This is a genomic window from Flavobacterium sp. FPG59, assembly GCF_002150205.1.
In the GTDB taxonomy this organism is placed as follows: Bacteria; Bacteroidota; Bacteroidia; order Flavobacteriales; family Flavobacteriaceae; genus Flavobacterium.
The window spans coordinates 1-9,745 of the sequence record NZ_MTCA01000106.1 but is presented as its reverse complement, the minus strand read 5'-3'; the positions used below and the strand labels follow the sequence as shown (position 1 = coordinate 9,745).

The 9,745-nt window shown below is 33.6% G+C and carries 7 protein-coding genes; 6 read left to right on the top strand and 1 reads right to left on the bottom strand.

Features of this window, described 5'->3' with window-relative positions:
• Both FPG59_RS10205 and lpdA read left to right on the top strand, forming a co-directional pair.
• The coding region (locus FPG59_RS10205) for an Lrp/AsnC family transcriptional regulator (protein ID WP_369596811.1) at positions 1-444 on the top strand (444 nt) is incomplete at its 5' end.
• A gap of 135 nt (positions 445-579) precedes the next feature.
• Positions 580-1,983, top strand: coding sequence for a dihydrolipoyl dehydrogenase (gene lpdA / locus FPG59_RS10200; protein WP_086454500.1), 1,404 nt, complete (start codon positions 580-582; stop codon positions 1,981-1,983).
• Positions 1,984-2,039: 56 nt separating this feature from the next.
• On the opposite strand, the gene FPG59_RS10195 is transcribed toward lpdA, so the two are convergent.
• On the bottom strand, positions 2,040-2,933 hold the full coding sequence (locus FPG59_RS10195; RefSeq protein WP_086454499.1) for a DUF4349 domain-containing protein: 894 nt from the start codon (positions 2,931-2,933) through the stop codon (positions 2,040-2,042).
• 240 nt (positions 2,934-3,173) lie between these two features.
• Between FPG59_RS10195 and FPG59_RS10190 the strand changes: the two genes are divergently transcribed.
• From FPG59_RS10190 to FPG59_RS10175, 4 genes are all read left to right on the top strand, one after another.
• Positions 3,174-4,460, top strand: a complete 1,287-nt coding sequence (locus FPG59_RS10190; RefSeq protein WP_086454498.1) for an anthranilate synthase component I family protein — start codon at positions 3,174-3,176, stop codon at positions 4,458-4,460.
• 14 nt (positions 4,461-4,474) lie between these two features.
• Positions 4,475-5,788: a tRNA lysidine(34) synthetase TilS gene (gene tilS, locus FPG59_RS10185; RefSeq protein WP_086454497.1), complete on the top strand. Its 1,314-nt coding sequence runs from the start codon at positions 4,475-4,477 to the stop codon at positions 5,786-5,788.
• Entirely contained in the window at positions 5,785-7,818 is a 2,034-nt protein-coding gene (locus FPG59_RS10180; RefSeq protein WP_086454496.1) for a protein-disulfide reductase DsbD, read from the top strand. Before tilS ends, FPG59_RS10180 begins: the two co-directional genes overlap by 4 nt.
• A gap of 108 nt (positions 7,819-7,926) precedes the next feature.
• Positions 7,927-9,745 (top strand): CocE/NonD family hydrolase (locus FPG59_RS10175; protein WP_140344626.1); only part of this gene is annotated, 1,819 nt, incomplete at its 3' end.

The window sequence follows — 9,745 nt, the reverse complement described above, 5'->3', positions numbered from 1 at the left end:
ATTGATAAGAAACTCTTGTATTTATTACAATCAGACAGTAAAAAAACAACCAAGGAGCTTTCCTTAAAGTTAAATTTATCTGTAACTGCAGTCTATGAGCGCATTAAAAAATTAGAGAGGGAAGGTGTTATCGATAAATATGTTGTCTTAATAAATCGTTCGAAAGTCGAAAAAGGTTTTGTGGTTTTTTGCCATCTTAAATTAATTCAGCACACTAAAGAGTTCATAGCAAAGTTTGAAAGTGAGGTCATTCAGCTTAAAGAAGTTATTGAATGTCATCATGTAAGCGGAGATTATGACTATATTCTAAAAATAGTTGTAAAAGATATGGAAGCTTACAGAGAATTTTTAGTTACCAAACTGACCACTCTACAACATATAGGCAGTACACATAGTACCTTTATGATAAATGAGGTGAAAAACACCACTGTTATTGATGTCTAATACTATTTTTTATTAAATTCATCTTTTTAAATTCGGTAAATTAATCCTAAAAAAGCTGATCAATACGACCTTAAACAAAACTAATTTCTTAATTTTGTAACACTTTTATATAAACATCACAAAAATTAACATATTATGAGTTCATTTGACGTAGTCATTATAGGTTCAGGCCCAGGCGGATATGTATCTGCTATTCGTTGCGCACAATTGGGATTTAAGACAGCAATTATTGAAAAATATTCTACTCTAGGTGGAACTTGCTTAAATGTAGGATGTATTCCTTCAAAAGCATTGCTTGCTTCTTCTCATCATTACAGTGAAATTGCACATTTTGCAGATCACGGTATTGAACTTTCTGGTGATGTAAAAGTTAATCTTGAAAAAATGATTGCACGCAAACAAGCGGTTGTAGATCAAACTTCGGGAGGTGTTAAATTCTTAATGGATAAAAATAAAGTAACTGTTTTTGAAGGTTTAGGTTCTTTTGTTGATGCTACACATGTTGCTGTAGCAAAAGCAGATGGTACTTCTGAAACTATCGAAGCAAAAAATATTATCATTGCAACGGGTTCTAAACCATCTTCTTTACCTTTTATCAAAATTGATAAAGAAAGAATTATAACTTCTACTGAGGTATTAAAACTTAAAGAAGTGCCAAAACACCTTGTAATCATTGGTGGTGGAGTAATAGGTATAGAACTAGGTCAAGTGTATTTAAGATTAGGAGCGCAAGTTTCTGTGGTTGAATATTTAGACCGAATTATTCCAGGAATGGATGCATCTTTGTCTAAAGAATTGACAAAAGTATTGAAAAAACAAGGAATGAAATTCTATGTTTCACACAAAGTGAAATCAGTAGAAAGAAATGGAGAAGGAGTTGTTGTTCAAGCCGAAAATGCTAAGGGAGAAACAATAACATTAGAAGGAGATTATTCATTAGTTTCAGTAGGTCGTCGTCCCTATACCGATGGATTGAATGCAGATAAAGCAGGTGTTAAAGTAACCGAAAGAGGTATGGTTGAAGTAAATGATCATTTACAAACAAATGTTCCTAATATCTATGCAATTGGAGACGTAGTTCGTGGTGCAATGTTAGCACACAAAGCGGAAGAAGAAGGTGTTATGGTAGCTGAAATTTTAGCGGGACAAAAACCACACATCAATTATAATTTGATTCCAGGTGTAGTTTACACTTGGCCAGAAGTTGCTGCGGTAGGGCAAACAGAAGAGCAATTGAAAGCTGCTGGTGTTGATTTTAAATCAGGTAGTTTTCCGTTTAAAGCTTTAGGTCGTGCGCGCGCTGGTGGTGATTTAGATGGTTTTGTAAAAATCCTAGCTGACGCAAAAACAGATGAAGTACTTGGAGTTCATATGATTGGTGCTCGTTGTGCTGATTTAATTGCAGAAGCAGTTACTGCTATGGAATTTAGAGCGTCTGCTGAAGATATTTCAAGAATGTCTCATGCACATCCAACTTTTGCAGAAGCGATAAAAGAAGCCGCTCTAGCTGCCACTGATAATAGAGCATTACACGTATAAGAAGACTATATTTTAACAAAAACCCGTTCAATCTAATTTTTGAACGGGTTTTTTATTTAATTGACTTTGCGAAAGTATTTTTTGTATGCGAAATAGCCTATAATGCCAATTAAAATGATCGACCATAATTGAACGATTACCGCAATTATTCCTTCAATAAGATACCAGCCATTTTCGAGTCCATCAACTATTTTCGAACCAAAACCTTGACGAAATTCCTTTTCATTAGCAATCATTTCTTTTTTGATGGTTTCACGTTGGTAAATTTGTAACGTTAAAGTGCTAAAATTTACTTGGTCAGCTAATGAGATATTTTCGAGTTTGCTGTTATCTTTTTGTTCGCTTTTTTGATTTAGGTCATTTTCTGCTTGCACCACTTCATTTAGTTTTTTGCCTTTGCTATCAATCGCTTTTACAAGGCGCTTTTCTTGATTAGTGTCTCTTTTTTCTTTTAATTGATTGGAGAGCAGTTGTAATGAAACATCGTCAGCCTTAATTATACGATACTCCAGAAAATCAATTTGTTTCGAAATGGTTTTGATTACCGTATCCATTTTGGTATTGGGAACCCGAATGGTGATGTTATTCTCAACAGTATATTTCGTGATTTCTAAAGTACTGTCTTGGCTAATTTTAACCTCTTTTTTTTCAGAAATTGTGCTTTGTAAATTGGTGTAAGTTACAAAACCTCCAAATTTGTTGGTGGCGTTTTCAATAATGTAAGTTGAGTTGGGAACATTTTTTACCTTAAATTTAATATCGGCAGTTCGTACAAATTTTCTATCACTATTTTTTGGTTGTACTGCTGCAGCTGAAGAAACAGTATTACTACTATCTATTGAAGAAGTTGTTGTTTTAGAAGAAGTTTCATCTAAAGAATCGGCTTTTTTACAAGAAATGGCTAAAATGATTAGCAGTAAAGGGAATAGGGCATGGTGTTTTTTAAGCATAATTTTTTGTTTTACAGGTTAATAATTTATTTGTTAATAGGTGTTTTCTTGTTTGCTGGCTTTTTAGATTTTAAGTAAAATGCTACAATTCAAATTTCATGCCATCAAAATAAACTTTGTTTAAATGGGCAAGGAATTACGTTTAAAAGCTTTGTATATTCTTGCTTTTAGAATCAGTCATGATTACCGATTTAACATAAAAATGTTGTAATTTTGAGCTATAAAAAACATTTCAATTCCTTGAGAACATCCATCATAAAAAATGTCGAAAATCCATTACAAATCAAGCAACAACTTGCAACATGGGCGCAACAGTTTCGTGAAATTATTTTTTTAGATAGTAATTCGTATCCACAAGAATACTCCTCTTTTGATTGCGTGCTTGCAGTTGACGCTTTTACCTCTTTAAAAACAGATTATTACAATGCATTCGATGATTTGAAACAATATCAAGAAAGTACTAAAGACTGGTTGTTTGGTTACTTGTCTTATGATTTAAAAAACGATGTTGAAAAGGTTTCATCAAAAAACAATGATTTTTTAGATTTTCCAGATTTATTTTTTTTTCAACCCAAAAAAGTATTTATACTCAAAGGAAACACACTTGAAATTCAATATTTGAATTTTTGTGATGATGAAATAGACTATGATTATGCAACTATTTTGTCTACAGAATGTCCTATCAATACCATTGTTGAAACAGTTCATGTAAAACAGCGGATTTCAAGAGAAAATTATTTGAAGAAAGTGATTAAAGTAAAAGATCACATTCACCGAGGGGATATTTATGAAGCTAATTTTTGTATGGAATTTTTTTCTGAAAATACAGCAATTGATCCATTGCAAAAGTTTTTAAAATTAAATTCCATCTCAAAACCACCTTTTGCAGTTTATTTTAAGAATCATCAACATTACATACTTTCGGCGTCACCGGAACGTTATTTAAGAAAAGAAGGAGAATTAATAGTTTCCCAGCCCATAAAAGGTACATCTAAACGTTTTTTGGATACAACTGAAGATGAAGAATCTAAAAATAAATTAGCATCAGACCCAAAGGAACGTGCAGAAAATATAATGATCACGGATTTGGTTCGAAATGATTTGGCTCGTACAGCTCATAAAGGCAGTGTTCAAGTAACAGAGCTATGCAAGATTTACTCATTTTTGCAAGTGCATCAAATGATTACGACTATTACCTCTAAACTTGATTCTCAATATGCTGTAATTGATGTCTTAAAATCAACTTTTCCAATGGGAAGTATGACAGGGGCACCAAAAATTTCTGTCATGAATATCATTGACGAACTTGAAGAAACCAAAAGAGGCGTTTACAGTGGAGCAGTCGGGTATTTTACTCCTAACGGGGATTTTGATTTTAATGTAGTTATCCGAAGTATTCTGTACAACAGTGCTTCAAAATACGTTTCTTTTTCTGTGGGAAGTGCCATTACTTCTTTGTCGGTTCCAGAAAAAGAGTATGAAGAATGTTTGCTAAAAGCTCATGCAATGCTTGAGGTTTTGAGTTAGTTAAGTTAAATAAAATGATACAACAAATAGAGAAACATATTCAGCAAAAGCTATCTTTTTTACAAGGTAAAAAGGTGCTTTTGGCAACCAGTGGTGGTATAGACAGCATGGTTATGGTTCATTTGTTTCAGCAAATGGGATTTAGCATGGCTATTGCTCATTGTAATTTTCAGCTTCGAGGTTTAGAAAGTTTTGAGGATCAAAAATTTGTTCAAGAGTACGCATCAAATAACAATGTTCCTTTCTTTTTTACTCAATTTGACACCAAGGCATTTTCCGAAGATTTTAAAATATCCACACAAGTTGCCGCAAGAGAGTTGCGTTACAGCTGGTTTTACGAAATTTTAGAGCAAGAACAATACGATTATATTCTTACGGCACACCATGCTGATGATGCTCTTGAAACCTTTATAATTAATTTAAGTAGAGGGACTGGAATAGAGGGTCTGACCGGAATTCCGGAACAGAATGATCGTGTAGTAAGACCACTTTTGGCATTTAGCCAAGATGAAATTACACGTTATGCCCATGAGAACAATATCAAATGGAGAGAAGACAGCAGCAATGCCACAGATAAATACCTTCGAAACAAAATCCGACATCAGGTTATACCTTTGTTAAAAGATATTAATTCTAATTTTTTGTCATCATTTCTTAAAACTCAAACCTATCTTCAGGAAACTAATGTTATGATGGAGGATGCCGCGATTATGATTTATCAGCAGGTTGCAAAGCAAGAGGATGAAATTATACATCTAGATATTAAAAAATTAAAACAATTACCCAATTATAAATCCTATTTGTACCAGTGGCTCAAAGAATTTGAGTTTACATCTTGGGATGATATTTATTCACTTGTTGAAAGTCAATCAGGCAAGTTTGTTCTCTCTCCTCAATACCGATTATTAAAAGATCGTGATTATTTAATCCTTAGTCCGATAAATTTCGTAAATGAAAGAGAAGAGTTTAAAATTGATAGCGATTTACATGAAATTGTATCTCCTATTCATTTGAGTTTTCAGTCGGTTGAAAAATTGACAGCTGTAAATGAAAATATAATTTTTGTAGATGCAGATAAATTAAAATATCCATTAGTATTACGCCGATGGAGAGAAGGAGATGTTTTTCAGCCTCTTGGTATGGGAGGAAAGTCTAAAAAAGTGAGTAAAATTTTTAAAGACGAGAAAATATCACTCCTAGACAAAGAAAATAGTTGGATTTTGTGTTCCAATGAAACTATTGTCTGGATCCTCTCGATAAGACAAGACGAACGATTTAAAATAGACCACCAAACAAAAAACATTCTAAAAATAGAACGACGCTCATGAAAAAAATAATCCTTTTACTTATAGCATTTTTGGCTTTTGCCAATGGTAATGCTCAAATTTTAGATCCAGCAAAATGGACTACTAAAATTGAAAAAAAGTCAGATACCAGATACCTCTTGATTTTTAATGCTGTTATTGATAACGAGTGGCATTTGTATTCCCAATTCACGCCAGATGGGGGACCACTTCCTCTTGAAATTATTTTTAAAAACCAAAAAGGAAATTTTAAACTTATTGGCAAAGCCAAAGAAAGCAAAACAAGAACTGCCTTCAATGATATATTTGAAGTAAACGAAACTTTTTTTGAGAAAAAGGCTCAAATTCAACAAGAAATTGAACTTACAAATACTAAGCTTACTGAGGTTAAAGTTGACTTTAATTATCAGGTTTGTAAAGATGTCTGCATCAATGTTGAAAAGAATTTTACTATAAAAATTCCTCAAAACGAAAGTGCAACCATAGAAGTAGCACCGGTGGTAAATACAGCAACAGGCGATTCCAACCTGTCAAAGGAGGTTGTTGATACCGTTAAATCTGACTTGAATGCAGAAAAACCTATCAAAGTAGAAGCACCTAAAGTTGACAAACCAGAGGAAAAAAGAGGATTATTGTCTATCTTTTTTATTGCATTCTTATCTGGATTTGCAGCATTATTAACACCATGCGTTTTCCCAATGATCCCTATGACGGTTAGTTTTTTTACCAAACAAAGTAAAACTAAGGCAAAAGGAATTCGAAATGCTATTATTTACGGTATTGCGATAATTTTTATTTATGTTGTTTTAGGATTTTTGGTAACGGCAATATTTGGAGCTGATGCCCTAAATGCTTTATCTACCAATGTATGGTTTAATATCATTTTCTTTATTTTATTAGTTGTTTTTGCCTCGTCATTTTTGGGCGCATTCGAAATCATGTTGCCAAATTCTTGGGCAAATAAAGTAGATAGTCAAGCAGATAGAGGTGGTATTATTGGTATTTTATTCATGGCATTGGCTCTAGCCATAGTTTCTTTTTCATGTACGGGGCCTATTGTAGGAACTCTGTTAGTAGAGGCAGCTTCCAAAGGCGGTATTGCACCTATTGTAGGAATGTTTGGTTTTTCATTAGCACTTGCATTACCATTTATGTTGTTTGCTATGTTCCCAGGTTGGTTGAACTCATTACCTAAATCAGGTGGGTGGTTGAATACGGTTAAAGTAGTATTAGGTTTCTTAGAACTGGCATTGGCCTTTAAGTTTTTATCTAATGCTGACTTGGTATTGCAGCTCCATTTCTTGGAAAGAGAAGTGTTTTTAGCCATTTGGATTGCTATTTTTGGAACATTAGCTTTATATCTTTTTGGAAAAATTACACTCCCACACGATAGTCCATTGAATCATATTTCGGTAGGAAGATTGTCTTTAGGATTAGTAGTTTTAGCTTTTACAGTGTATCTAATTCCAGGGATTTGGGGAGCGCCATTAAAATTAATTTCAGGTTTTCCGCCACCTATGACCTATAGCGAAAGTCCTTATGGAGTAGGGAATTCAAAAGGAGGCTCAGCAAAAACAGCCCAAGTTTTACCAGATGGAGCTCATTTAGGACCACATGATTTAATAGCTTTTGAGGATTATGACAAGGGAGTAGCTTACGCAAAATCAGTTAACAAACCTATTCTATTAGATTTTACAGGTTATGCGTGTGTGAATTGTAGAAAAATGGAAGACTATGTTTGGTCCGATCCAATGATTTTAAAAATATTGCAAAACGAGGTTGTGCTTATTTCGTTATATGTTGATGATAAAAGGGAACTCCCAAAAGAAGAGCAATACGTATCTAAAGAAACTGGAAAAGAGGTGGTAAGCGTAGGAAATAAATGGAGTGATTTTCAAATTACCAAGTTTAAAGCAAATGCACAGCCATACTACATTGTTATGGACACTGATGGGAATATGCTATCAGATAAACCAGAAAGTTACAACTCAGATATCAATGCTTATAAAGATTGGTTGAGAGACGGAATAGATTCATTTAAAAAGGCCGAATAGGCCTTTTTTTATGCTTATTTTTTTACAATGAATTTATTTTAGTGTCTTTAAACTGTTTTTATTTCCACATATTTTTTATCTTTAAACCCTATTAAATTTAAAAAACACATGAAAAAACTACTAAGTATTGCATTATTGATATTTGGTGTCTTATTATCCTCGGCTCAGGATTCTAAACCAAATTATGTAGCAGAAAATTACACTAAAAAAGAAGTGCATATCAAGATGCGCGATGGAGCTGAGCTATTTACCTCAATTTATACTCCAAAGGATACCTCAAAAAAGTATCCAATCATCATGCAAAGAACACCTTATAACTCGGGGCCTTATGGCGCTGATAAAATGAAAAGGTCGATTTCACCAAGTGAAACGATGATGAAAGAAGGGTATATTGTAGTTTACCAAGATGTTCGTGGTAGGTTTATGAGTGATGGTTTGTATGATAACATGCGTGGCTATGTACCTAATAAAAAATCAAAGACTGATATTGATGAAGCATCTGATACGTATGATACAATAGATTGGTTGGTAAAAAATGTACCTAATAATAACGGAAACGTAGGAACATGGGGAATATCTTATCCAGGTTTTTATGCAACGTATTCTTTATTAAGTAATCACCCGGCATTAAAAGCAGTTTCGCCACAAGCATGTATTGCTGATTTCTTCTTTGATGATTTTCATCACAATGGAGCTTATCTTTTAAGTTACTGGAAAGTGACACCTTTATTTGGACCACAAAAAAAGGCACGTACCACAGAGCCATGGTATACATTTACCAATACGGGAACTAATGATGATTATCAATTTTTTCTTGATGCTGGCCCACTTTCAAATTTAGATAAGTATTACGGAGCCGATAATGAATTTTGGCAACAGCTAAAAGATCATTCTAGTTACGATGATTTTTGGCAAAAGCGAGGTATTCTTCAACATTTGAACAATATTAAACCTGCAGTTATGACGGTTGGTGGTTGGTTTGATGCAGAAGATTTATACGGTCCATTAAATACATACAGTACGATTGAAAAGAGCAGTAAAAATTACAATACCATCGTAATGGGGCCATGGAGTCACGGAGATTGGGCTCGTAATTCTGCTAAACAAGTTATTGGGAATATTAATTTTGGCGATAGCATTTCAGGTTTTTACCAAAAAAATATTGAAGCTAATTTTTTCCGTCATTTCCTAAAAAATAATGGTAAAGCTGAAAACATACTTCCTGAGGCTTATGTTTTTGATTCGGGTAAAAAAGAATGGAAAACATATGATGCTTGGCCTCCAAAGAATACCGAAAAGAAAGCTTTTTTCATGCAAGACAACAAGTTGTCACAAATGGCAAAAAAGAATTTTGCCTTTGAAGAATTTATTAGCGACCCAAAGAAACCGGTTCCTTATTCTGAAGATGTTAAACAACAAGGTCTTACACCTAGAAAATACATGACAGATGACCAGCGTTTTGCAGCAAGACGTCCTGATGTTCTTGTTTTTGAAACTGAAATTTTAACAGACGATACAACGCTTGCTGGCGATATTTTAGCGCAATTACAAGTGGCTACAACAGGTACAGATGCGGACTGGGTAGTAAAAGTTATTGATGTTTTTCCTAATGAGGAGCCAGAGACTAAAGAGATAGCTCCTCATTTAAAAATGAGCAATTATCACATGATGGTGAGAAGCGAAGTAATGAGAGGTCGTTTTAGAAATAGTTTTAGTAAACCAGAATCGTTTGTGGCTAATGAAAAAACAGCAGTAAATGTTAAGTTGCAAGATGTGTTTCATACCTTTAAGAAAGGACATAAAATTCAAGTACAAGTTCAAAGCACTTGGTTTCCATTGATAGATCTAAATCCTCAAACTTTTGTAGAAAATATTTTTTATGCAAAACCAGAAGATTTTCAAAAGCAGACTCATAAAGTGTTTAATG